Genomic DNA, 24,981 nt, shown 5'->3' with positions numbered 1-24,981 from the left:
TAGTTCACCGAGGCAGTTTTGCAGCTGCAAATTAAGGTGGTACCACGGTTAGACCCGTCCTTTTATTAGGACGGGTCTTTTTTATACATTTATGATCAAAAGAAAATTCTGATTTGGGGGTTGATTTAATGAGAGAAAAGCGAATGTACGGTTATAAATGGTTTAAGCAAATTAAAATTAACAACTAAAATGGGAGTGGATAAAAATGAAAAAGAAAAATATTATTATTTGGGCGATCGTAGTTGTAGTTGTGATAATAGCAGGTTATTTTAGCTTTGGTGGTCACAAAGCGGCACAGAACAAGACGGTTACTATCGGTATTATGTCAGGTGAAAAACAAGAAGATGCAATTTGGAAGAGCGTTGCCGCAACTGCCAAAGATAAATATAACATTACTTTGAAATTCAAGAAGTTTACCGATTATTCGCAGCCTAACAAAGCATTGGCTGAAGGTGATGTTGATTTAAATTCATTTCAGCATTATGCTTTCTTAAATGCTTGGAATAAGGCTAATCATTCTAAATTAGTTCCAATTGGCAAAACTTTCATTACACCAATTCGCTTGTACTCAAACAAAGTTAAAAATGTTAAAGATATTGCTGACGGTTCAACAATTGCGGTTCCTAACGATGCAACTAATGAATCACGGGCACTCTTCTTATTGAAAAACGCCGGTTTAATTACTTTGAAAAAAGATACTGATTTGGCAACCGTTAAATCAATCGATAAGAACCCTAAACATTTGCAGATCAAAGAATTAGATGCCAGCCAAACAGCACGTTCGTTATCTGATGTTGCCGCTGCTGTAATCAATACCAACTATGCACAAGCAGCAAAGCTCAACTACAAGTCAGCTATTTATGTTGAACCGGTTAACAAGGATTCTCAACAGTGGATCAATATTATTGTAGCCAAGAACAAAGATAAGAACAAAAAAGAGTATAAAGAAGTTGTGAAAGCTTACCAAACGGCTAAAACAAAGAAAGAAATCCAGAAAGAATATGGAACAGCTGAAATTCCAGCTTGGAATATTAAATTAAAATAGACGATAATTAGCAGAAATATGAGGTGCGCTATGACAAAAGAGATTATTAAGCTTGATAATATCAGTGTTACTTTTGAACAAAAGAAAAAAAAGATCAAGGCTGTTCAAGATATAACATTGCATGTTAATCAAGGTGATATTTATGGAGTTGTCGGATATTCGGGAGCTGGTAAATCAACATTGGTCCGGGTAATCAATTTATTGCAATTACCAAGTGCCGGTCGCGTTGAAGTCAGCGGTGATGTTTTGTATGAGAAAAGTGCTCAATCCCAACAGATAGTCAGTACCAAGAAATTACGGGAAAAGCGCCGTAAAATCGGGATGATTTTTCAGCATTTTAATCTGCTTAATGAACAAACGGTTATCCGAAACGTTGCTTTTGCACTGAAACATAGCGGACTTAAAGAAAAAGAAATTGAAGCTAAAGCACAGCGACTGTTGGATCTAGTTGGCTTGGGCAGTCGTAAGAACGCTTATCCAACCCAGCTTTCCGGTGGCCAGCAGCAGCGGGTGGCAATCGCACGGGCATTAGCTAATGATCCAGAGATTTTGATTTCTGATGAAGGAACCTCTGCTCTTGATCCCAAAAATACTGCCCAAATCTTAGATTTACTGAAAGATTTAAATGAAAAGTTCGGCTTAACAGTGGTTTTGATTACACATGAAATGGATGCTGTTAAACGAATTGCCAATAAAGTGGCAGTAATGGATAATGGACGAATCATCGAACAAGGTGATCTACTGCAGATTTTTACTAATGCCAAAAAGCAATTGACACGCGAGTTTATCGGTGGTGGATCGGCTAAAGCAATTGCAACTTTGCGCGATTTCCAATTAGCCAAGCTAAAAAGTGATGAGCGAATGGTGCAGCTGACCTACATTGGTAATTCGGTTAGTGAACCGTTATTGGTTAAGTTATACAGAGACTTTGATGTTGAAGCGAATATTATCTATAGTAATATCGAAGTTTTACGCGGTACCCCGGTCGGAACACTATTTGTGATTATTAAAGGAACTCCAGCCGGTCAGCAGCAGGCGATTGATTATTTGAAAGCACAAAAAGTTATTATTACACAAATAGCAGGACAGAAACCGACAGAAGGGAGCAGGGAAAAATGAGTGAATTATTTGCAAAATATTTTCCGAATGTCGTTTATCAGGGTTGGACAGGTGATGGCGGCTGGCTGCCGGCTATTGGGCAAACGCTGTATATGACTTTTTGGTCCGCAATATTTGGCGGTATTTTGGGGCTGATTTTTGGGATCGGACTAGTACTGACTGATGAAGATGGAATTTCACCTAATCGAAATCTATTCAGTTTTTTTGATAAAGTCGTCTCCTTGTTTCGGGCAATTCCATTTATTATTTTACTGGCATTTATTGCACCGCTCACTAATTTAATTGTTGGTACGCAAATTGGAACCACTGCCGCTTTAGTTCCGTTGTCACTTGGAGTATTTCCATTTTATGCTCGGCAGGTTCAAGTTGCGCTTAAAAGTGTTGATCACGGAATTATTGAAGCAGCCCAGTCAGTTGGAGCAACTTTTAGTGATTTAGTTTTTGATGTTTATTTGAAAGAAGCCCGTGCAGAATTGATTCGGGTAACTACGGTAACTTTGATCAGTTTGATTGGTTTAACAGCGATGGCAGGAGCAATTGGTGCGGGTGGTCTAGGAAATATGGCAATTGCTTATGGCTATAATCGTTTTGCCAACGATACCACGCTGGTAGCTACGTTGTTAGTGCTGATTTTAGTTTTGTTGGTACAATTAATTGGTGATCTGTTAGCAAAAGTTTTCAATCATAAAAATGCTTAATTGAAGCTGATGGCTCAAGGAAGATGATAATTTGGAAAAACAAGAAAAAATTAAGGTATTAACTGATTTGATTGCAATTAATTCGGTAAATGGCAATGAGGTTGAGGTTGCAGAATATTTGGCAGCTTTTTTGGCAAAATACGGAATTACTGCAAAAATCGACCGCTTTGGCGACAAACGAGCAGATTTAATAGCTGAATTCGGCGAAAAAAAGACGAAACAGGTTTTTTGTTTGACTGGTCATCAAGATACAGTAGCAGTTGGTGATCAAGCAAAATGGCATTCCTCACCATTTCAAGCAAAAATTGACGGTGATCGACTTTATGGACGCGGCAGTGCGGATATGAAAAGCGGTTTGGCAGCAGAAGTGATTGCTTTGGCTGAATTGGCAGAACAGGGTGTCAAAATTCCAGGAACATTGAAATTTGTAGCGACCGCTGGCGAAGAATTTGGAACGCCGGGAGCCTATCGTTTGGCTGATCAGGGAGTGTTTGATGATGTTCAAGCGATGATTGTCGGTGAACCGACTGATGGGCAAATTGTTTATGCTCACGCGGGGACAATTAATTATCAAATCAAGAGTTATGGTCAAGCAGTTCATAGCTCAACTCCTGAAGCTGGCATCAATGCAATTAATGGTTTGGCAGCTTATATTGCTGCTGAACCGCATCTTTTTGAGCAAGATCCGGGCGATTTAGCTTTAGGAAAGGTCAAACATAGTATTACTATGATTAAGGGCGGCTCGCAAATCAATATTATTCCTGACCAAGCAGAACTATCTGGAAATATTCGACCTACTCCAGCTTTTACAAATGAAAAAATAATTGCTGCTATTAAAAATCAGCTGGCAATTATTAATCAGCAAACTAAATTTAAACTGGAATTTTCATTATTACACAATTTTTATCCCGTAAAAACTGATCCACAAGATGAGTTTGTACAGCAAGTTGCGGCAATTTCTGCCAGTCATTTTCCTCGGCAGGCAATTGAATTGAAAACAATTAATGGAGCAACTGATGCAAGTGTCTTCACTCAGCGTAATCCTAAAATCAAAACAGTTGTTTTAGGACCGGCAGCTTGGAAACATGCTCATCAGATTGATGAGTACACGACCATTAGCAGCTTTTTAGCAATTTGTGATATCTATCAGGAAGTAGTGCAGACTTATTTTGAACAAGCATAAAAAAACTGGCGGCAGTTTGGAAAATGATTTTTTCTAAGTTGTCAGCCAGCTTTTTTATTTTTTAAATAACTTGGTGTAAGCGCCATAACCAGCAGTGGTTAATTGATCTAATGGAATAAATTTTAAAGCAGCTGAATTGATGCAATAACGTAAACCACCGCTGGACACAGGACCATCATTAAACACATGACCCAAATGTGAGTCAGCTTGGGGACTGCGGACTTCGATTCGCTGCATCCCCCAAGAGTGATCATGGTGTTCTTGCAGTTTGGTCAATGGTTTGGTAAATGCCGGCCAACCACAGCCAGAGTCGTACTTATCCAGCGATGAAAATAATGGCTCACCACTGATCACATCAACATAAATTCCGGGTTGATCAAAGTTGTCATATTTACCAGAAAAAGGTTTTTCAGTAGTAGCATGTTGAGTTACTTCATAGGCTAAAGGATCGATTTTGCTTTTAAGTTGTGAATTATCAGTCAAATTACTATCCTCCTCTTAACTAAGTGGTATGATTAATATAGCTATAAAGCGTTTTAAAAACAAGCTTTTTGCTTTTTTCATTAAGAATTCAACTGGGAGGCTCGAAAATGACTTCAGCAGAAAAATATTGTTACAGTGGGAAAAAAGAATTAAAACTTGATAGAACAGCAACAGCGATTAAAAACAGTCCGGTTAAGGAAGAAATCAAACAACAATTAGCTAAAAATATAAAAAAATTAGCTGATTTGCAAGGAATGCTCTATGCTCAAAATCGCTATGGAGTACTGCTGGTTTTTCAAGCAATGGATGCGGCAGGTAAGGATAGCATGATCCGGCATGTAATGAGTGGAATCAACCCGCAAGGCTGCGAAGTTACCAGTTTTAAACAACCGAGTTCGCTTGAATTGGATCATGATTATTTATGGCGGATTCATCAGCACGTGCCGGCTAAGGGTAATATTGGAATCTTTAATCGCTCTTATTATGAAGATGTTTTAGTCAGTCGGGTGCATCCAGAATTGATTTTAAATTCGCATTTAGCTGGCATTACCAGTTTGGATCAGGTTAATGAACAATTTTTTGCCAAAAGATTCGAGGATATTACTTATTTTGAAAAGTATTTGGCACGTAATGGAATTTTAGTATTGAAATTCTTTTTGCATATGTCAAAAGAAGAACAGCGGTTGCGTTTTTTGCGCCGGATTGAGCTTCCCAGTCATAATTGGAAATTTTCGGAAGCAGATATTAAGGAACGTAAATATTGGGATGATTACCAACGAGCTTATGAAGCTGCAATTGCTAAAACGGCTACTAAAGAAAATCCGTGGTATCTTATTCCTTCCGATGATAAGTGGTATTCACGAATGTGCGTTTCCGACATTATCGTTGAGCGGATGAAGCAATTGCCGTTACATTACCCAGAAATGCCAGATGGAAAACAGGCCGAGCTTGAACAAGCACTAAGTATTTTAAAAAAAGAAAAATAAATTATAAAAATGAAAAAAACAGTTGACTTTTATTAGCTTTTGGCTGATAATTCATTAGTAAATAATTAAAAAACAGCAAGAAGAGTAAATGGAAAAATTGTTTTAAGCGAGTCGTTGGTTGATGAAAAACGATAACAATTGACTGTTGAAGATGGTCTTGTTGAGAAGTTCTATTGCTGAGTTGTGCTGAATAATAAGGCAATAGCGGGAACTCCCGTTAGCGAGTCGAAGTATCTTCTGGAGATAAATAAGAATGTACTTTTGAAGGAATAGTTTGTGAGAACTATTTAAATTAAGGTGGTAACGCGAAAAGCAGTCTTTTCGTCCTTAGCTGAAAAGCGAGGACAAAGGGACTGCTTTTTTTATTTAGGGGAGGATTGATTCAAAATGACAGCTTTTAATACACAGTTGGTTCATGGACAAACAATTAATGATAACCAAACAGGAGCAGTCAATGTTCCGATTTATAATTCTTCGACGTATCAATATCAGTCAATCAAGCAGCCGGTTCACTGGGACTATGCCCGCTCAGGTAATCCAACGCGGGAGTTTTTAGAAAAGCAAATTGCACAATTAGAAAAGGGTGTTCGCGGTTTTGCTTTTGCTTCAGGCATGGCGGCTATTCATGCGGTTTTAGCAATCTTTAAACCAGGCGATCATCTAATCGTTGGTGATCAAATTTATGGTGGAACCTATCGCTTATTAAATCAATATTTTAAAGAACGGCAATTGACTTTCACTGCAGTTGATTCGCGTGATTTAACGGCGGTGGCAGCTGCTATTAGACCCAATACCAAAGCTATTTATTTTGAACCATTCACTAATCCCCTGCTGCAGGTAACTAGTGTCAAAAAAATTGCCCAGCTTGCTCATGCACATCATTTGCTGACAATTGTTGATAATACTTTTTTAACACCGTATTTACAACAACCATTATGTTTAGGCGCTGATCTAGTTGTCCATTCAGCTACGAAATACTTGAGTGGCCATTCGGATGTGATTGCCGGCTTAGTTGTTGCTAAGACAACTGAATTAGCTGAAAAAATTTATTTTATCCAAAATGCACTGGGCGGTGTTTTATCCCCGCAAGATGCTAACTTGGTTCGGCGTGGAATTCAAACTTTAGCTTTAAGAATGGATCGTCAGCAAGCTAATACGGCTCAATTAATTAATTTTTTGCAGCAACAACCAGAGGTAACCAAAATTCATTATCCGGTCATACCGGGAACATCTGATTATGAAATTGCAGCGGCAGAGTGTCATGGTTGCGGTGGTGTTTTTTCGTTTGAATTAGCTCCGGAAATTGATGCTTGTCGTTTTGTGGATCACCTGAAACTATTTAAATTGGCGGTTAGTCTGGGAGCTGTTGAAAGCTTGGCCGAATTGCCTTACGAAATGAGTCATGCAGAATTGCCACCAGCAGAACGGTTGGCAGCTGGAATTTCACCGCAATTGATTCGTTTAGCAGTGGGAATTGAAGATGCAACCGACTTAAAAGCTGATTTGCAACAGGCCTTGGCAGCTGTACAGCCACAAAAGCAGCCGCAAATACAAAGACAAACACAGAAAATATTAATCAAATAAAGTACTTAGGAGAGTGAAAATTTTGGCAGATTGTAAGTTTAATACGAAAAGAATTCATGCAGGTTATCGTCCGGAAGAACATCATTACGCATCTTCAGTACCGATTTATCAAACGGCAGCTTTTGGGTTGACGAATACGACAGTAGCAAATCAGATTGTGACTGGTCAACTGCCGGGGCGTTTTGATTATTCGCGTGATGGGAATCCAACTGTTCAAGTGTTGGAAGACCGGATTGCTGATCTTGAAGGCGGGATTGGAGCAGCAGCTGTTGCATCAGGAATGTCAGCTATTTCTTTTACGATTTTAAATGTTGCTGACGGTGGTGGTCGAATTATTGCCCCAATCAATATTTATGGTTCAACCTTGGATGAATTTCGTAATTTCTTTCCGACGTACGGAATTAATTTTGATTTGGTTGATAATATTAACGATCTAAAACAAGTTGAGCAATTGATTAAACCAGATACGAAAGCAATTTATGTTGAAAGTGTAGCTAATCCGAGTACAGAGATTGCTGATCTTGAAGTCTTAGCTCAAATTGCACATGCAGCTGGAATTCCCTTAATCGTTGATAATACATTTCCAACGCCTTATTTACTGCGGCCGTTCGAATATGGTGCTGATATTGTTATTTATTCTTCAACGAAGGGAATTAATGGACATGGTAACACGCTTTCAGGACTGATCGTTGATCATGGAAAATTTGATTGGACAAATGGACGTTTTCCACAATTTACAAGTGAGGAATTTATTTTGGGCGATGAACAGCGAAAAGTGACTGCCAGTTTCAGCAGCAAATTTGGGTCAGCAGCCTTTATTAAACGAATTCGGATGAAGTATATCCGATTGTTGGGATCAGTTTTGGGACCGATTGATGCTTATTTTGTTTTGTTAGGTTTAGAAACAATTGCTGAACGGTTGGATAAGCAAGTTGCCAGCACTGAAAAAATTGCTCAATTTTTAGTTAAAAATCCACATGTCAAACAGGTTTTTTACAGCGGGTTAGACCCTCACGATCGCTTAGTGAAGAAATATTTGCCGCAAGGAGTTGGCTCAATTTTATCATTTGAATTGGCTGGTAATGAAGAAAACGTTGCTAAATTGATTGATCAAACCCAAATATTTAGTTACTTACCAAACATTGGGGATGCTAAATCATTGATTGTGAATCCAGCCCGGACGACTCATCGCGAAGTACCGGCTGAGTTTCGTCAGCGGACAGGCCTGAATCCGCAGTTGATCCGCTTATCGATTGGATTGGAAGATGTTGACGATTTGATCAGTGATTTAAATCAGGCACTAGCAGGGGCATTTAAGTAACCAGCGCTATTTATTTTATAATTAGGGTTGACAGAAATTTAAGCGTGAGGTAAGCTAATAACAATTTAATATCCGTCCATACAAACCGTTGAAGTGGAGATCAAGATAATTATGCTCATCCAGAGAGCCGGCGTAGCTGAGAGCCCGGCTGAACACAGATTATTAAATGGACCACTGAGGGTGCGGTCAACGCAGTAAACAACTGCTAGTACTCCGTAACGCTAGATACGCGTCAGTTATCAGGGATGTGTTGGCATCCTGGAAAGAGTGTGGTTTTTGAAGTAGCTTTTTATAGAGGCTTATTTAATTACCGAAACAAGGTGGTACCGCGGAAAAATCCGTCCTTAACAATTTTTTGTTATGGACGGATTTTTTTTGAGGAGGGATAAAATGTTTCCAGCGATTACAGATTTGAAGAAATATGTCCACGATTATCAATTTTTGCCGGTCAGTCTGGCAATGCCATTGAAGCCAACGGAAATTACTAAATTACTTACGTACTTTGATCGGCAAGAAAATTTTTTGTATTTGGCTGGTGGCAGTCACTCATTAGGAAATTACAGTTATTTTGTAATTGAACCAACTGCTGACTTAAAATTGCTGAATGGCAATTTAACAGTAACAAAGCAGCAAAAAAGTATAACGCAAGCAGTTGAACCTCATCGTTATTTGACGAATCTGCTCCGGCATTATCATCAACCGCTGATTGCCGGAATGCCGCCTTTTTCTGGGGGCTTGATTGGTTATTTTTCATATGAATATACTAAGTATTTTCAACAGCATTTGCAGTTTCAGCAACAAAATCCTGCCGACTTGCAAGATTTTGGCTTGTTTTTATGTTTGAAGCTGGTTGCTTTTGATCATGACCATGATCGTTTATTATTGATCGAGAATATCGCGACAGCAGATTTGACTCAGAATTATCAAGCAGCAGCTGGGCATTTGGAAAAATTGCGTGAGCGTTTGACAGTAATTTTAAAACGACCTAGCAAATTACCCGAACTAACTTTAACGCAAGAATTTTCGCTGCGGTTTTCGGTTGCCGAATTTGCAGCTAAAGTTCAACAGGCAAAGAAACATATTGTGCAAGGTGATATTTTTCAACTGATCATGTCAAATCCGCAATTTGGTCGATTGGAAGGCAGTTTGCTTCCATTACTGCTGCAATTAGTTCAAGATGAGCCGGCTGCCTATCATTTTCTTATGCATCAAGGGAACTTTAATGCAGTTGCAGCATCACCAGAAACTTTAGTAACTAAAGATAAGGGCTGCCTAGCAAGCTATCCCTTAGCAGGAACGCGAAAATTAACAGGAGATAAGTTAAAAGATCAGCAGCGAATTGCTGAGTTATTAAGCAGTAAAAAGGAATTAGCCGAACACAATATGCTGGTTGATTTAGGTCGTAATGATCTTGGACAGGTTAGTCGGTTCGGTTCCGTAAAAGTAACTAAGCACGCGTATTTGGAAAAATTTGAAACGGTTGTCCATTTAGCTTCGACTATTAAAAGCAAAACAGCAGTTGATAAAGATCTAATGGATATCTTAGAAGCAGTATTTCCGGCCGGAACTTTATCAGGAGCTCCTAAATTACGGGCAATGCAATTGATCGATCAGTTGGAACAGTTGAAAAGAGGCTTATACGGCGGAACTTTTGGTTTCTTAAGCTTTTCCGGTCAAATGGATTTGGCAATTGGGATTCGTTTGTTACACAAGACCGGCGACATAGCTTGTTTGCATACGGGAGCCGGAATTGTGGCAGATAGTTATGCCGAAGATGAATATCAAGAATGTTTAAATAAAGCACGCTCGGTTAAACAGGCACTACAGCGTGTACTAGAACGGGAGCGAGTAAATGGAATTATTAATTGATAATTATGATAGCTTTACTTATAATCTTTATCAACAAATTGGTCAATTTACAACTGAAGTTACTGTAAAGAAAAATGATGAACTGACTTGTCAGCAAATAGCTGCTTTACGGCCGCAGCATATTATTATTTCTCCTGGGCCAGGAACGCCAGCTGATGCCGGCATTTGTTTGGAGCTGGTTCGGCGATTTGCCGGTAAAATCCCGATTCTAGGAGTATGTATGGGATTAGAGGTAATCGCCGCGGCTTTTAAAGCAGATATAGTGGCTGCCCAGCAGTTGATGCATGGCAAAACAGATACGATTTCACTATGCTGTCATGATCGTTTGCTGCAGGGGGTGGCTCAGCATTTTACGGCTGCTCGCTATCATTCGCTGGTGGCGACCGCAACTAGTTTACCAAAGAATTTTAGAATTACCGGTTTTTCCAGTGATAATGAAGTTATGTCATTTTCGGATGAGTCGCAACGATTATATGCAGTTCAATATCATCCTGAATCAATAATGACGGATTCAACTGCGGGAAATCAGATCATTAGTAATTTTTTGAGAATTTCTTAATTATATATTGACAATTACTTAATCGTGAGTTAATCTAGTTTTAACTTAATATTCGTCCATACAAACCGTTGAAGTGGAGATCAAGATAATTATGCTCATTCAGAGAGCCGGCGTAGCTGAGAGTCCGGCTGAACACAGATTATTAAATGGACCACTGAGGGTGCGGCCAACGCAGCAATTGCTGTTAGTACTCCGCAACGCTAGGTACGCGTCAGTTATCAGGGATGTGTTGGCATCCTGGAAAAGAGTGTGGTTTTTGAAGTAGCTTTTTATAAAGGCTTATTTAAATACCAAAACAAGGTGGCACCGCGGAAGAATCCGTCCTTAACAATTTTTAGTTATGGACGGATTCTTTTTTTGAGGAGGAAAAACCAATGGTGAGATTTCGATGGCAGTATCAGGAAACGTTTTTTGTTAAAACCATGAGAAAACCGAGTTTTGATATTAGGAGGACGAAAAAATGATTAAAGAAGCAATTAAACAAACAGTAGCTGGTAAAAATTTAAGTTATGAAATGACAGCGGCAGCAATCAATGAAATTATGTCGGGGCAAACATCAGATATTCAAATTGCCGCTTTCTTGACAGCTTTAGCAACTAAAGGCGAAACAATTGACGAGATAGCCGGTGCGGCAGCTGCCATGCGGGCACAAGCATTGCCTTTTAAAACTGAAGACAGACCAACTTTAGAAATTGTTGGTACTGGTGGGGATCAGGCACACACATTTAACATTTCAACAACAAGTGCTTTTATTGCCGCGGCTGCAGGAATTCCGGTGACTAAGCATGGAAATCGTGCAGCATCTTCTTTAAGTGGAGCGGCAGATGTTTTAGAAGCTTTGGGAGCAAACATTAATACTTCCCCACAAAATTCAGCTAAAACGCTAGATGAAATTGGTATTTGTTTCTTATTTGCTCAGGAATATCATCAGGCAATGCGCTATGTGGCCCCTGCAAGAAAAGAATTAGCTTTTCGAACACTTTTTAATATTTTGGGTCCCTTAGCTAATCCAGCCGGAGCTTCGATGCAGCTATTAGGAGTATCGGATGAGCGTTTGTTGGAACAGCTGCCGGATGTTTTACAAAAACTAGGTGTGACTGCTGGCATGGTTGTTCATGGTACCGATGGGCTGGATGAGATTACCTTAACAGGTCCGACCAAAGTAGCGGCATTTCGAGACGGACAGGTGCAAAAATTTGAAATTACACCGGAACAGTTTGGTTTAAAACGCTGTCGACCAGAAGATCTAGTTGGCGGAACACCAACTGAAAACGCAACAATTACCCGGGAAATCTTAGCTGGTAAAAAAGGTCCTAAGCGAGATGTTGTGTTAATGAATGCGGCTGCGGCCGTGCAGATTGCTAAACCACAGCTAACTTTAGCAGCAGCGTTTAAACAGGCGGTTGATGTTTTGGACAGTGGCCAAGCACAAGCAAAATTAAATGAATTTGTTGCTGACACGAATCGTGGTGCAGATGTCGCATGATTTTAACTGAATTGGTAAAATCGACCCAGCAAAAAATGCAGCAGCGCCAAGTTCAAATGCCATTAAAACAGTTACAAAATATTTGTGAACAGCTGCCAGTAACAACTGGTAAAGCAAACTTTATTCACAGTTTAACAGCATCGCCATTGGCCGTAATTGCAGAAATCAAGCAAGCATCGCCTTCAAAGGGTGTGATTGTTAAACAATTGCCTTATCGTAAAATTGCGGCTGAATATCAGGCAGCCGGAGTAGCGGCTATTTCAATTTTAACTGAGGAAGATCATTTTAAAGGCAAACTCGCTTACTTGACAGATGTAGCTCAGCAAGTTTCAGTTCCGCTTTTGCGCAAAGATTTTACAATTGATCCTTATTTGATTTATGAGGCTAAAGCTGCTGGGGCTTCAATTATATTGTTAATTGCTGCGATTCTTGACGATCAGCAGCTGCAATCGTATTTGGACTTGGCAGCCAGTTTAGGCTTAGCGGCAATCGTTGAAGTTCATAATGAAGCCGAAGTAAAACGAGTATTGGCAACTTCTGCAGAAATTATTGGGATCAATAATCGGAATTTAACTAATTTTCACGTTGATTTGGCAACAACTTGTCGTTTGAGCCCCTTGATTCCGTCCAATCGATTGGTAATTGCTGAAAGTGGAATTCACCAGCCAGCGGATGTCGCTTTTCTAGAAAAAAATGCGCGCATCAATGGGATTTTAGTAGGTGAATATTTAATGCGGGCCAATAATAAAGTGCAGACAATTAAGGAGTTGAGACAAATAGCAGATGACGAAAATCAAGATTTGCGGAATTAAAGATCAGGCGGTAATTCCAACTTTGAACCAATACTTACCAGATTATGTTGGTTTTGTTTTTGCTAAAAGTCCACGGCAGATAAAGTTACCACAAGCGGTGGCTTTGCGGCGGCAGTTGAAACCGGAGATTAAAACAGTTGCAGTAGTAACTGCCTATGATTTTTCATTAATTACTGCTCTAGTTAAGCAGGAAGTCATTCAGGCTGTGCAACTGCACTGTTCAATCAATGCTCAGCAGCTTAAACAATTGCAACAACTTGGTTTGCAGGTTTTTCAAGTCGTTAAGTCAACTTGGCCGCGTTTAGCGGCAGCTGATTATTGGATGTATGATGCGGTGCAGCCTGGTTCAGGAAAATTAGCCGATTGGCAGCAGATTGATCACCAGCAGCATCCATTGATTTTAGCAGGTGGGTTAAATTCAACGAATGTTGCTCAGGCAATTAAGCAGGTTCAGCCGCAAATTGTTGACGTAAGTTCCGGTGTTGAGACTAATGGCAATAAAGATCGTAACAAAATTATTGATTTTATAAGGAGTGTTAGAAATGCTGACCAAAAAAAATATTGTAACTAAAAATAAACCCGGTCGCTTTGGAGAATTTGGGGGCCAATATATTCCAGAAACTTTAATGCATGAAGTTACTAAACTGGCAGCTGCTTATGAACATTATCGGCAAGATCCGAAATTTCAAGCAGAACTTAAAGACTTACTGGATAATTATGCTAATCGACCATCATTATTGTATCATGCAAAAAAAATGTCAGCTGATTTAGGCGGAGCGCAGATTTATTTTAAACGCGAAGATTTAAATCATACGGGTTCACACAAGATAAATAATGTTTTAGGACAAGTGTTGCTGGCTAAAAAAATGGGCAAGACGCGCGTTATTGCTGAAACCGGTGCTGGCCAGCATGGAGTGGCAACCGCAACGGTAGCTGCTTTAATGGGGATGGAATGTGAAATCTTTATGGGTGAAGTTGATACTAAGCGCCAGGCATTGAATGTTTATCGGATGGAGCTGCTGGGAGCAAAGGTTCACTCGATTACAACTGGCACCGGAACGCTGAAAGATGCAGTTAACGCGGCAATGCAGGAATGGAGCCGGCGAACAGCTGATACCCATTATGTAATTGGATCAGTGATGGGACCGGCACCGTTTCCGGCAATGGTAGCTGATTTTCAGTCAGTGATCAGCCAAGAAATCAAACAGCAATTATTAGCTGAAACTGGAAAATTACCGGATGCAGTTGTAGCTTGTGTTGGCGGCGGCAGCAATGCAATGGGAGCATTTTATCATTTTATTTCCGAGCCGACTGTCAGATTGATTGGATGTGAAGCAGCTGGCAAAGGTGTCAACACTAAGCAGCACGCTGCTACAGTTGAACGTGGAAGTACTGGTATTTTTCACGGAATGAAGTCACTTTTTCTGCAAAATGATGATGGTCAAATTGATCAGGTATATTCAATTTCAGCTGGCTTGGATTACCCAGGAATCGGTCCGCAGCATGCGGATTTGGCGGCAACTAAACGGGCTGAATATGTCGGAATTACTGATGATGAAGCTGTGTCGGCCTTTGAATATATTGCTCGTGAAGAAGGAATTATAGCTGCTATTGAAAGTTGTCACGCAGTAGCTTATGTCCGCAAATTAGCGCCGACGATGCGACCAGATCAAATCATTGTTTGCAATTTGTCAGGTCGCGGTGATAAAGATGTTGCGGCAATTGCACGTTATCGGGGGAAGAAAATCTATGACTAAAATTAAACCAGAAGAAATGTTAACTAATGCTTTTTCAAATGATCATAAGGCGTTGATCGGTTTTGTAACAGCTGGAGATCCCAGTTTTGAAAAATCAGTGTCTGAAATTTTGACTTTAGCTCAAGCGGGAACTGATATTATTGAAATTGGAATTCCTTTTAGTGATCCGGTAGCAGACGGGCCCGTTATCCAAGCTGCTGATCTGCGAGCGTTTGCTGCTGGAATGACAACTGAGCGGGTGTTTGATTTGGTGGCCGCTGTACGACAAAAAAGTCAGGTTCCACTGGCATTGTTGGTATATTTGAATAATGTATTTAAATATGGGTATGAAAGATTCTTTAAACGTTGTGAAGAACTGCAGATCGGCGGCTTAATTATTCCAGATCTGCCAGCTGAAGAACGTCCGGAGGTTTTGCCTTTTGCCCAAAAGTATGGTTGTGCCTTGATTCCATTAGTTGCACCAACATCCGGCCAGCGAATTCCTAAGGTCGTAGCCGGAGCCAGCGGATTTGTTTATGCTGTTTCTTCAATGGGCGTTACCGGCACGCGTCAGCAAATTCAAACTAATTTAAAACAAATGATTGCCGAGATTCGACAAGCAACCGATTTACCGATTGCGGTTGGTTTTGGTATCCATACTCCGGCACAAGCAGCCGAGATTGCAACCGTTGCTGATGGAGTGATCGTTGGCTCGGCAATTGTTAAATTGATCGCTGAGAATGATTCAGCAGTTTCAGCTAAACTGGATGATTATGTTCAACAGCTAAAAACCGCAATCAATTAAAGATATTTTTTATAATGCAAATATCAATAGAGGGATGAATTTCAGAAAATGAAATTCATCTTTTTTGCTGTCAACATGAGTAAACTTATTCTACCTATATAGAAATAAGCAGGTAAAAGTACAGCAGACCTAGTACTTAAAATCAAATTTAAGCTGCTGGAGACTTTATTGGTGAAATCAAGTGAAAGTGTTAAAATTACTTAGTGGACAATATTTTTGAATTATGCATTTTACAGTGGCTTTGGTGGTCGCGGCTGCAAACAAGTAGTTACGGTACTAACACTGGTAGGATCTTGAGTACCGGCTGCAAAGGTTTTGACTTCCCAAGTCTGCAAGTGACGCCCCAGGTGCAGTGGGTGCGCGTGGGCAACTATTTTACCACTTGAAAGCGCACGCAGGTGATGTGTGTTCAAGTCAACACCAACGGCTATTTGATTAGCAGCAGCCAGCTTATTAGCAGCTAGGCTAGCTGCTGTTTCAGCTAAAACAGCATTGATACCACCATGAACGATACCATGTGGCTGGAGCAGTTTAGCAGTAATTTTTACTGAAATAATAGTTTCTTTGATGGTGATTTGTTCAACTGTAATTCCGAGATCTTCAAGCAGGTTCATAATGTTGCCTCCTGAGTTTACTTTTAAAATCTATTTTAGCAGAAAGGATTGATAATATGAGCCGCAAATGGCAGAAAGTTAAAGATTACCAAGAGATATTGTTTGAAAGAACCGGTAAGATCGCTAAATTGACAATTAATCGTCCTGAAAAAAGAAATGCATTTACACCGTTGACAATTATGGAGCTGATCGATGCTTTTAATTTATGTCGCGATGACAGTACCATTGGAGTAATTATTTTGACTGGTGCTGGTGATTTGGCATTTAGTTCCGGTGGAGATCAGGGAGTTCGGGGAAATGGCGGTTATGTCGGTAAAGATCAGATTCCACGGCTGAATGTTTTGGATCTGCAGCATTTGATTCGAATTATTCCCAAACCGGTTATTGCTATGGTTAAAGGCTGGTCTGTCGGCGGTGGCAATGTTTTGCAGTTGGTATGTGATCTGACAATTGCAGCAGACAATGCCAAGTTTGGTCAAACCGGTCCTAAAGTCGGCAGTTTTGATGCTGGCTACGGTTCAGGTTATCTGGCACGGGTAATTGGGCATAAACGTGCTAAGGAAGTCTGGTTTTTGAACCACTGGTATACAGCTCAAGAGGCTTATGAAATGAATTGGATCAACAAAGTAGTGCCATTGGCAGATGTTGAAACGGAAACTTTAAACTGGTGTGATGAATTATTAACTAAATCACCGACCGCTTTACGCTTTATTAAGGCGGCAATGAACGCTGATACTGATGGTTTGGCTGGCTTACAGCAATTCGCAGGGGATGCGACAATGCTGTATTACACAACTGATGAAGCTAAAGAAGGGCGGGATGCGTTTAATCAGAAACGCAAACCCGATTTTGATCAGTTCCCTAAATTCCCGTGAGCCCGCAATTGATTAAAGTATTGGAGTGTGTAAGTTGCAGAATTGGTTATTAAAACAAGCACAAATAAATCCCGATAAAACAGCATTGATCTTTGCCAAGCAGCGTTGGACTTTTCAACAATTAGCCGCGGAAGTTTTACAAACAGCTGGACAAATTGTAAATGTTGCTGGCAAACTTCCAGAGCAAACACGGGTAGCAGTGCTGCTTAAGAATAATGCTGCTGGGTATCGGGTGATCTTGGCATTGCAGCAATTAGGCTGGGTGCCGCTTTTGTTGAATTGGCGCTTAAGCAATGCTGAGTTGGAACGCCAAATTAGTGCTGGTCAGCCACAAGCATTGATCGTAGACGACAGCTTGGACAGCTTGGCAGATCAGTTGCAGCTGACTACGACGCTATCACCGATTTTTGTGAGCAGGCTGGCTGCAGAAAAGGGAGTTTCAATTAAACCAATAGCTGACTTTTCAGCTGATAAAGTAGCGTCGATTATGTATACTTCTGGAACGACCGGTAAACCTCATGGAGTAAAGCAAACTTTTCAAAATCATTTTTATTCAGCAGTTGGTTCAGCTTTCAATTTGGGCTTGGATCCAGCCGAGCTTTGGTTATGTGCCTTGCCGATTTTTCATATCAGTGGATTATCAATTATGATGCGAAGCTTGATTTACGGGATGGGTGTACTTTTGGTACCGCATTTTTCAGCTAAAACAACAACACAGCTTTTGCAAAAATATCCGGTAACGTTAATGTCGGTTGTACCGCAGATGCTGCAGCAATTATTAGCAATTTATCCAGCAAATGGTTACCAACGCAGTTTTCGGGGTTTCTTGTTAGGCGGCGGACCGATTGCTGCCGCAACTTTAGCAACTTGTCAGCAAAAAGGATTGCCAGTTGTTCAATCCTATGGAATGACTGAAACTTGCTCGCAGGTTATTGCTTTGAATTTTACTGATGCAACACAGCATTTAGGTTCAGTTGGCAAACCGCTTTTCCCGATGCAGGTCAGGCTGGCCGAACAGCCAATTGGTGAGATCCAGTTAAAGGGACCTAATTTGGCAGTTGGATATCTGGATGACACAGCTGGTTTTCTTGCCAAAATGACTGCAGACGGCTGGTTTAGAACTGGTGATCTGGGTCGTTATGATCAAGCAGGTTTTTTGTATATTTGTGGACGTCAGGACGAAATGCTGATCTCAGGTGGAGAAAATGTTTTCCCACAAGAAATTGAAAATGTTTATCAACAATTTTCTGCAATTAAAGAGATTGCTGTTATTGGAATTACTGATCGCAAGTGGGGCCAAGTGCCATGCGCTTTTTATGTTAGTCAGGAGTCTTTAACGCCACAACAACTGATTGATTTTGGACGACAACGACTGGCTCACTATAAAGTTCCCCAAAAATTTATTCAGTTAGCTGAATTACCGCGAACAGCTAGTCATAAAATCAGTCGCGTGAAGCTGCGTGAACTTTACTTGCGGAATTATAGTGACTGATCAGCTAATATCTCATAAGCAGTTATATTAGTTTATTTGTGATTATTAACAAAATCTAAAATAATAATATTTTTTCTTACAAATTCGATCATTTTCCTGTTTCATCAAATATTGATGGTATAATTTAATTAACGTAAAGTTTTAAATTAGGCAGGAGGGATGTTTCATGACATTGATTGAATTTGAATTAGTTGATGGCAAACGGTTGTACCAGGAATTTGATGCAAGTTTTACCGAGATTTTTCGGCAGTTAAATCGGTTGATGATCAGTAATGGTTCGGTGATGGTCAATGGACATCTAGTTGCTGCTGGTCAGATTAAAAGCTTGCGTCCGGTTTCCAATTCAGATAAACAACCTTGCTAGAAGAGGTATTGCTGTTTTAATTTACTGGGCAAGGGTTAAATTTAATGGTTGGGAGAATGAATTAATGCTAACACTGATGATCATTTTTATGATTTGGATCTGTTGGAAAATTTTTAAGGGTGTTTTCGGCTTTTTGTTGCCGCTTATTTTGATTATTATTGGGTTGAAACTTTTCTTTGGTTTATGGTGGTTGTGGCTGTTGTTGTTTTTATTAATTGGCGGCAATCGTTATTTCCAAGGAACTTAATTAGTTGAATTAAAATTGAAGATAGCTATAACAATGGCCGGTAAGATTAGCTTAAGTCTAATTTTACCGACCGTTTTTTAGTTATTGTTCATGGTTGTTCTGCTGCCGATAGAGTTCCATTTTCTTTTGGAAAGTAGCTTCTGTTACACCGTAAGCAGTAAAGGTAATTGCATTAGCACCAGCATCAATGGTTTGCTGGATTTGTTCAGTGGTTTTGCCACCGGAAGCAATGATTGGAAAATTCGGAGCATAATCTTGAATTTCTTCACGCACCCATTTAACCAATTTAGCAGTATCTTTGCCACCGGCAATATTGAATGCTTTAACACCGGCGTTGATTCTTTCATGCAGATCGACACTTTGATTGACAACGGTATAGATAATAGGGACATCAACTACTTTACCGACACCGGTAATGGTATCAATTGTTGTCGGTGCATTTAAGACTACTGCTTGAGCACCACTTTCTTCAGCAAAGAAACCAATTGTTGCTGAGCGTAACCCTTTAGTTAAGCCGCCACCGATTCCAGCCAGAATTGGCACATTAGAAACTGTTGAGATTGCCTCCAAGATTTTAGTGTTTGGTGTCCAAGGGTAAACGGCTAAAACGGCATCTGCATTGCAATTAGCAATTACAGCAACGTCCATGGTATAAATAATACTTTTGATACGTTTGCCGTATAAGTTGATTCCGGAAGCGTTGCGAATAACCGCTGGAGCTGAGACAATATCACCCCGCAACTTCGATGTTAAGCTAGGAACATCTTTGCGGCTATTAAGGTTAATATTTGCCATGTTGTATTTCTCCTTTTTATTTATTGTGTAAATTACTCGGCTAAATGATGATACTGTTGATTGATATGATATTAAATTTTTTGAGCAGATCGTCAGCCGTGTATGTATATATGGCGTTAACTACTTCAAAGAAGTGGTTTTTAATCACATAGAAAATAGATTTCTTAATGAATCAAATTTGAAAGCAAAACATTTTTGGAGAAGGATTTGAAGTTAGCTTCAATAAGCTTGATCATTAGTTCGGCTAAAGATAATAAGCTGACAACATGAATGATGATTATTTTTTCTGGATACATTATACCACTAACGATCGGTAACCATAGCTGACCAGTAAGTCTTGCTAGGGCAAAAAATTATTTCCTTCCAATCTTAAAAAGATACAAATAAAACAACTAAAAGTCAATTGTTTTGCTGTCATTATAATTTAATTGATTATCATTGAATAAGAATCTTGTTTTAGAAAAGAAAGTCAATCGCGTTTAAATCTTTGAAAAAAAACTATTTTGGGTTATTAAAGCACTATCAAAACGTCATTTGACATATTAATGACATTTTTATGATATACTTTTAACATTATAGTAAGAAGTGGGAGAAGATATCATGAAAAAAAGATTTGCATTTTTTTGTCTGACAGTAATTGCTGCCGTGGCATTCTTTTTTAGCGGACAAGCACCAGTTCATGCTGAAAAAACTTATACAATTGGAACCGATGTAACCTTTCCACCATTTGTTTATGCTAACTCCAATAATAAGTATGTTGGAATTGATATGGAATTGATTCGTTCGATCGCTAAAGAGGAAGGTTTTAAAATCAAAATCAAACCGTTGGGATTTAATGCGGCAGTTCAATCGGTTAGTTCAGGTCAAACCGATGGGGTAATTGCAGGGATGACAATTACTGATGAACGTAAACAAACTTTTGATTTTTCAAATCCTTATTATGAATCAGGAATTGTTATGGCAGTTTCTCCCAAAAGTGGGATCAAAGGTTTACAGGATTTGAAAGGCAAGAAAGTAGCCGTTAAAACAGGAACGCAGGGTGCAACCTACGCTAACTCAATTAAAAAGAAATATGGTTTTAAAGTGGTAACCTTTGATGATTCAGATAATGTTTATAATGATGTAAAAACTGGCAATTCGGCTGCCTGCTTTGATGACAGTGCCGTTTTAAATTATGGTGTTAAAACTGGATTAGGTTTAAAGGTCGTTACTAAGCCAACCGATATTGGTCAATATGGTTTTGCGGTTAAAAAAGGCCAGAATCAAGAATTGTTGAAGATGTTTAATAAAGGGTTGGCGAAACTGAAAAAGAATGGCAAGTATAACCAGATTATTAAAAAATATACTGGCGCTGCGGCTACTTCTTCAACCAAAAAGTCTAATAACAAAAAAGATGCAGAAAGCAATACTTTTATCGGTTTGATTAAACAAAATCGACAGGCAATCGGATCTGGGATTTTAGAAACACTTAAACTGACAGTGTTATCAATTATTTTTGCTACGATTTTTGGAGTTTTGATTGGTCTTTTAGGAGTTATTCCAAACAAATTTGCGCAAGGTGTATCAACAGTTATAATCTATATCTTCCGTGGCTTGCCGCTGCTGGTTTTGGCACTCTTTATTTATAATGGGATTCCAAGTCTAACCGGTTCAAAGATTCCGGCTTTTGTTGCTGGTATTATTACTTTGACGTTGAATGAAGGAGCTTATACGGCTGCCTTTGTCAAGGGGGGTATTGAAGCTGTCGACTCTGGTCAAATGGAAGCTGCCCGCAGTTTAGGTTTGCCATTTCGTAAGGCAATGAGTAAAATTGTTTTGCCGCAAGGAATAAAAATTATGGTTCCTTCATTTATCAATCAGTTTATTATCACATTGAAGGATACATCGATTTTATCAATTATCGGGATTTTGGAATTGACACAAACTGGTAAAATTATTATTGCCAGAAACTTGCAGGGCTTTAAGGTGTGGACGATTGTTGCAGTAATCTATCTGCTGTTGATCACAATCTTGACACTATTATCAAAATGGGTAGAACGGAGGATCAATGACTAATGACAGATTTAAAAGTCGATGTTAAGAACTTAGTAAAAAATTTCGGTGATAATCATGTTTTAAAGGGAATTAATTTTGAGGTGGCTAACAATGAAGTGGTAGTTTTAATCGGGCCGTCAGGTTCTGGTAAAAGTACTTTACTGCGTTGCTTAAATCGTTTGGAAGATCCGACTTCCGGTAAAATTGTAATTGATGGTAAGGATATCAGTGATTCTAAAACTAATATTGACCAAGCTCGTGAAAATATCGGAATGGTTTTTCAGCATTTTAATTTATTTAATAATTTAACAGTTGAACAAAATATTGCTTTAGCTCCAACCGAACTGGGCAAAGCATCAAAAGAAGAGGCGGCTGATCAGGCCAAAAAATTACTTGAGACAGTCGGTCTGGTTGACAAGTACGATGCAATGCCACGCTCATTATCCGGTGGACAGAAGCAGCGGGTGGCAATCGCACGTGCACTTGCGATGAAACCTGATATAATGTTATTTGACGAACCCACCTCAGCGCTTGACCCTGAAATGGTCGGTGATGTTTTAGCAGTTATGAAAAAATTGGCCAAAGAAGGCATGACCATGGTAGTGGTTACGCATGAGATGGGATTTGCCAAAGAGGTAGCTGATCGGGTAGTTTTCATGGCTGATGGCAAGGTTGTTGAAGAAGGAAAACCAACGGATGTTTTTGAACACCCGCAAAATGATCGTACGAAGGCTTTCTTGGAAAAGGTAATCAATGTCTAAGCTTTGAAAGCTGTTCATCTAGCTGCTGGTTTAATAGTTTATTGAGTTTGCTAGATGGAGAGGTGATGTACTTGTTTAAAGTAGTACTGGTAATGCATGATGGTGAAAATGAGTATTATCGGATGAACAAAGTGTATTTTGAGAGCATGCCAGTTGCCGGACAATATATTTATAATTCCGACGGTTTAGCTTATCAAGTAGAAGAAGTGGCTGAATTTGCTGGGTATGTCAGCAGTAAAGGGGCAACAACTATTCTAGTCGTTCATCCAGTTAATAAGAATGAACCAGTCAGCAAACTTTACGGCTTAAATATCGAACGGGATCTTGATGATTAGGATCGATTTGAAATACTAATTTAAATGAAAAGCGCAGCGAATCGTTGCGCTTTTTCTGTGGTTAAGATTAATTGTTTTTATTGTACAAAGATAGACCGCTTAATTTGATAATGATATGATTAAGTTGATTACTTACGAGGAGAAAAAATTCATGACAAAAACATCCATCCGGCATAAGCAATGGCGTCGCAGTTTTATCAGCCTATGGATCGGCTGTTTTATTACAGCTTTAGGCTATTCGATGACAATGCCGTTTATTTCACTATATATTGATACCCTTGGACACTTTAGCAATTGGCAATTAAACTTTTATTCAGGAATTGCCTTTTCAATTACGTATTTATCACAAGCAATTGTTTCTCCATTTTGGGGGAAATTAGCTGATCTGCGCGGTCGTAAACTGATGTGTTTACGTGCTTCGGGAGTAATGGCGTGCACGATTTTCTTAGTGGGTGCTGCTCAAAATGTTGCAACAGTAATTATTTTAAGATTACTTCAAGGAGCCTTTTCAGGTTACATTAATAATGCTACTGCATTAATGGCTGGTGAAACACCTCATCAGCACAGCGGCCAAGTAATGGGAAATCTAATGACCGCAAATGTTACCGGAACTTTGTTGGGACCGTTATTTGGCGGTTACTTGGCGGGCATTTTAGGTTATCGGATGCCATTTTTTATTACCGGAATTTTAATGGGCGTGACCTTCTTGTTAACGGCTTTTATGGTTAAAGAACACTTTACGCCAATTCCAGTTCAAAAAATGAAACCAATCAGGCAAATCTTTAGTCAATTGGCCAATCGGAATTTCATTTTAGTAATGTTTTTGACTACTTTATTAGTGCAATCATCATTGATGTCAATTTCACCGATTATTAGTTTATTTGTTCGGCAATTGATGCATGGTCAAGGCAATATTTCATTAGTCAGCGGGATCGTTGCAGCTATGCCGGGCTTTGGAACCTTATTAGTTGCTTCGCGTGTTGGGCATTTAATGGATCAAGTCGGGCCGCAGAAAATATTGCTTTTTGGCTTAGTAATTAGTACGCTGGTGTTTATCCCGATGTACTTCGTAACAACTACCTTACAATTAGGAATTTTACGTTTTCTGCTCGGGTTAGCCAGTGCTGCTATGTTACCAGCAGTTCAAACAGTTTTAACCGTTGATGTCCCGCAGGAGGCTTTTGGTCGGATCTTCAGTTATAACCAATCATCGCAGGCAATTGGCGGAGTAGCCGGACCATTATTAGGTTCTTTAGTTTCAAGCGTCTTCAGTTACCAAGCTGTTTTTTTGTTCACAGCAGGTCTGTTGATTATTAATTTACTGATGCTGATTTTAACTAATAAAAAAACAGCATAGTTTACTCAAATGAAAGCTCAATAAAAAAACAGTTAGCTGGGGTTATAAATGAACTAGTGACCCAGACTTCATGGTAATGTGGTGTTTTCATTTTGGTAAAGGCTTGATAATAATCTAATAATTCACCATGTTTAGCAACAAAGCTATCTGTTAAACGGTTCACCATTAAATGATTTTTAGGAAAGTAGATATCAGCATAAGAAACTTTAATTGCTTGATCGATTTTTAAGCGAACAATATTATTTTCAACAGTAGGCATCTTTTGAGCTTGCTGCGGATGGCGATGCAAATATGAAAGTAAATTAAAAATCGAATCGGAGTTACTAGCCATGTTAATCAAATCCTCTTTGTTATTTTTATCATAATTGTACCAGCAATTTTGTTATAATTGAACTATCTTAGAATTAAGTATTAATTATTT

At 39.3% G+C, this 24,981-nt stretch carries 26 protein-coding genes and 2 other annotated features (1 of these 28 running past the window's edge); of the genes, 22 read left to right on the top strand and 4 right to left on the bottom strand.

Features of this window, described 5'->3' with window-relative positions; all coding sequences use genetic code 11:
* Positions 1–65: a binding site (T-box leader), on the top strand (it extends 181 nt beyond the left edge of the window).
* A 140-nt stretch (positions 66–205) separates the two neighbouring features.
* The 4 genes from FC89_RS10860 to FC89_RS10845 are packed head-to-tail and all read left to right on the top strand — an operon-like array spanning position 206 to position 4,045.
* On the top strand, positions 206–1,045 hold the full coding sequence (locus FC89_RS10860; RefSeq protein WP_057872566.1) for a MetQ/NlpA family ABC transporter substrate-binding protein: 840 nt from the start codon (positions 206–208) through the stop codon (positions 1,043–1,045).
* A gap of 30 nt (positions 1,046–1,075) precedes the next feature.
* Positions 1,076–2,164: a methionine ABC transporter ATP-binding protein gene (locus FC89_RS10855; protein WP_057872565.1), complete on the top strand. Its 1,089-nt coding sequence runs from the start codon at positions 1,076–1,078 to the stop codon at positions 2,162–2,164.
* Positions 2,161–2,862 carry a methionine ABC transporter permease gene (locus tag FC89_RS10850; RefSeq protein WP_057872564.1) on the top strand — a complete coding sequence of 234 codons (702 nt, stop codon included), beginning with the start codon at positions 2,161–2,163 and terminating at the stop codon, positions 2,860–2,862. The genes FC89_RS10855 and FC89_RS10850 overlap by 4 nt, the downstream gene beginning before the upstream one ends.
* 31 nt (positions 2,863–2,893) lie before the next feature.
* Positions 2,894–4,045 (top strand): ArgE/DapE family deacylase, encoded by a 1,152-nt coding sequence (locus tag FC89_RS10845; protein WP_057872563.1) that lies wholly within the window; start codon positions 2,894–2,896, stop codon positions 4,043–4,045.
* 54 nt (positions 4,046–4,099) lie between these two features.
* Here FC89_RS10845 and msrB read toward each other — a convergent pair whose 3' ends face one another.
* On the bottom strand, positions 4,100–4,528 hold the full coding sequence (gene msrB, locus FC89_RS10840) for a peptide-methionine (R)-S-oxide reductase MsrB (protein WP_057872562.1): 429 nt from the start codon (positions 4,526–4,528) through the stop codon (positions 4,100–4,102).
* Between the two features lie 107 nt (positions 4,529–4,635).
* On the opposite strand from msrB, the gene FC89_RS10835 reads away from it, so the two are divergent.
* The 10 genes from FC89_RS10835 to trpA all read left to right on the top strand — a co-directional run bounded on the left by FC89_RS10835 (position 4,636) and on the right by trpA (position 15,686).
* Complete coding sequence (locus FC89_RS10835; RefSeq protein WP_057872561.1) at positions 4,636–5,514, top strand: polyphosphate kinase 2 family protein; 879 nt, start codon at positions 4,636–4,638, stop codon at positions 5,512–5,514.
* 69 nt (positions 5,515–5,583) lie between these two features.
* Positions 5,584–5,846, top strand: a binding site (T-box leader).
* 55 nt (positions 5,847–5,901) lie between these two features.
* Entirely contained in the window at positions 5,902–7,098 is a 1,197-nt protein-coding gene (locus FC89_RS10825) for a trans-sulfuration enzyme family protein (RefSeq protein WP_057872559.1), read from the top strand.
* 22 nt (positions 7,099–7,120) lie between these two features.
* Entirely contained in the window at positions 7,121–8,419 is a 1,299-nt protein-coding gene (locus FC89_RS10820) for an O-acetylhomoserine aminocarboxypropyltransferase/cysteine synthase family protein (RefSeq protein ID WP_057872558.1), read from the top strand.
* Positions 8,420–8,809: 390 nt separating this feature from the next.
* Complete coding sequence (locus FC89_RS10815; RefSeq protein WP_057872557.1) at positions 8,810–10,288, top strand: anthranilate synthase component I family protein; 1,479 nt, start codon at positions 8,810–8,812, stop codon at positions 10,286–10,288.
* The gene (locus FC89_RS10810; RefSeq protein ID WP_057872556.1) at positions 10,272–10,847 is read left to right on the top strand and encodes an anthranilate synthase component II; all 576 of its coding nucleotides are present in this window, start codon (positions 10,272–10,274) and stop codon (positions 10,845–10,847) included. The genes FC89_RS10815 and FC89_RS10810 overlap by 17 nt, the downstream gene beginning before the upstream one ends.
* Before the next feature lie 460 nt (positions 10,848–11,307).
* Complete coding sequence (gene trpD / locus FC89_RS10805; protein ID WP_057872555.1) at positions 11,308–12,333, top strand: anthranilate phosphoribosyltransferase; 1,026 nt, start codon at positions 11,308–11,310, stop codon at positions 12,331–12,333.
* Positions 12,330–13,145: an indole-3-glycerol phosphate synthase TrpC gene (gene trpC, locus FC89_RS10800; RefSeq protein WP_057872554.1), complete on the top strand. Its 816-nt coding sequence runs from the start codon at positions 12,330–12,332 to the stop codon at positions 13,143–13,145. The genes trpD and trpC overlap by 4 nt, the downstream gene beginning before the upstream one ends.
* A complete protein-coding gene (locus FC89_RS10795; protein WP_057872553.1) occupies positions 13,117–13,716 on the top strand; it encodes a phosphoribosylanthranilate isomerase in 600 nt (199 codons plus the stop codon). Before trpC ends, FC89_RS10795 begins: the two co-directional genes overlap by 29 nt.
* Positions 13,688–14,902, top strand: coding sequence for a tryptophan synthase subunit beta (trpB, locus tag FC89_RS10790; RefSeq protein WP_057872552.1), 1,215 nt, complete (start codon positions 13,688–13,690; stop codon positions 14,900–14,902). The genes FC89_RS10795 and trpB overlap by 29 nt, the downstream gene beginning before the upstream one ends.
* A complete protein-coding gene (gene trpA, locus FC89_RS10785) occupies positions 14,895–15,686 on the top strand; it encodes a tryptophan synthase subunit alpha (protein ID WP_057872551.1) in 792 nt (263 codons plus the stop codon). Before trpB ends, trpA begins: the two co-directional genes overlap by 8 nt.
* A 230-nt stretch (positions 15,687–15,916) precedes the next feature.
* Here trpA and FC89_RS10780 read toward each other — a convergent pair whose 3' ends face one another.
* On the bottom strand, positions 15,917–16,300 hold the full coding sequence (locus FC89_RS10780; RefSeq protein ID WP_057872550.1) for a PaaI family thioesterase: 384 nt from the start codon (positions 16,298–16,300) through the stop codon (positions 15,917–15,919).
* Positions 16,301–16,356: 56 nt separating this feature from the next.
* Here FC89_RS10780 and menB point away from each other — a divergent pair, with 56 nt between their 5' ends.
* The 4 genes from menB to FC89_RS10760 all read left to right on the top strand — a co-directional run bounded on the left by menB (position 16,357) and on the right by FC89_RS10760 (position 19,278).
* The gene (menB, locus tag FC89_RS10775; protein ID WP_057872549.1) at positions 16,357–17,175 is read left to right on the top strand and encodes a 1,4-dihydroxy-2-naphthoyl-CoA synthase; all 819 of its coding nucleotides are present in this window, start codon (positions 16,357–16,359) and stop codon (positions 17,173–17,175) included.
* Positions 17,176–17,209: 34 nt separating this feature from the next.
* The gene (locus tag FC89_RS10770; protein ID WP_057872548.1) at positions 17,210–18,667 is read left to right on the top strand and encodes an o-succinylbenzoate--CoA ligase; all 1,458 of its coding nucleotides are present in this window, start codon (positions 17,210–17,212) and stop codon (positions 18,665–18,667) included.
* 166 nt (positions 18,668–18,833) lie between these two features.
* On the top strand, positions 18,834–19,031 hold the full coding sequence (locus tag FC89_RS10765; RefSeq protein WP_057872547.1) for a hypothetical protein: 198 nt from the start codon (positions 18,834–18,836) through the stop codon (positions 19,029–19,031).
* A gap of 64 nt (positions 19,032–19,095) precedes the next feature.
* Positions 19,096–19,278: a hypothetical protein gene (locus FC89_RS10760; RefSeq protein WP_057872546.1), complete on the top strand. Its 183-nt coding sequence runs from the start codon at positions 19,096–19,098 to the stop codon at positions 19,276–19,278.
* 81 nt (positions 19,279–19,359) lie between these two features.
* Here the strand turns inward: FC89_RS10760 and FC89_RS10755 are convergent, their stop codons facing one another.
* Positions 19,360–20,073 (bottom strand): beta/alpha barrel domain-containing protein, encoded by a 714-nt coding sequence (locus FC89_RS10755; protein WP_057872545.1) that lies wholly within the window; start codon positions 20,071–20,073, stop codon positions 19,360–19,362.
* A gap of 600 nt (positions 20,074–20,673) precedes the next feature.
* Here FC89_RS10755 and FC89_RS10750 point away from each other — a divergent pair.
* The 4 genes from FC89_RS10750 to FC89_RS10735 all read left to right on the top strand — a co-directional run bounded on the left by FC89_RS10750 (position 20,674) and on the right by FC89_RS10735 (position 24,560).
* Positions 20,674–22,128, top strand: coding sequence for an amino acid ABC transporter substrate-binding protein/permease (locus tag FC89_RS10750; protein ID WP_057872544.1), 1,455 nt, complete (start codon positions 20,674–20,676; stop codon positions 22,126–22,128).
* A complete protein-coding gene (locus tag FC89_RS10745; protein WP_057872543.1) occupies positions 22,128–22,868 on the top strand; it encodes an amino acid ABC transporter ATP-binding protein in 741 nt (246 codons plus the stop codon). Before FC89_RS10750 ends, FC89_RS10745 begins: the two co-directional genes overlap by 1 nt.
* A 71-nt stretch (positions 22,869–22,939) precedes the next feature.
* Positions 22,940–23,203 (top strand): hypothetical protein, encoded by a 264-nt coding sequence (locus FC89_RS10740; RefSeq protein ID WP_057872654.1) that lies wholly within the window; start codon positions 22,940–22,942, stop codon positions 23,201–23,203.
* Between the two features lie 151 nt (positions 23,204–23,354).
* Positions 23,355–24,560 carry an MFS transporter gene (locus FC89_RS10735; protein WP_057872542.1) on the top strand — a complete coding sequence of 402 codons (1,206 nt, stop codon included), beginning with the start codon at positions 23,355–23,357 and terminating at the stop codon, positions 24,558–24,560.
* Position 24,561: 1 nt separating this feature from the next.
* Here FC89_RS10735 and FC89_RS10730 read toward each other — a convergent pair whose 3' ends face one another.
* Entirely contained in the window at positions 24,562–24,891 is a 330-nt protein-coding gene (locus FC89_RS10730) for a hypothetical protein (protein ID WP_057872541.1), read from the bottom strand.
* Positions 24,892–24,981: the final 90 nt, after the last annotated feature.

This window comes from Liquorilactobacillus ghanensis DSM 18630 (genome assembly GCF_001435235.1).
Lineage (GTDB): Bacteria > Bacillota > Bacilli > Lactobacillales > Lactobacillaceae > Liquorilactobacillus > Liquorilactobacillus ghanensis.
The sequence above is the reverse complement of the archived record's forward strand: the minus strand, read 5'-3'. Positions and strand labels throughout refer to the sequence as shown.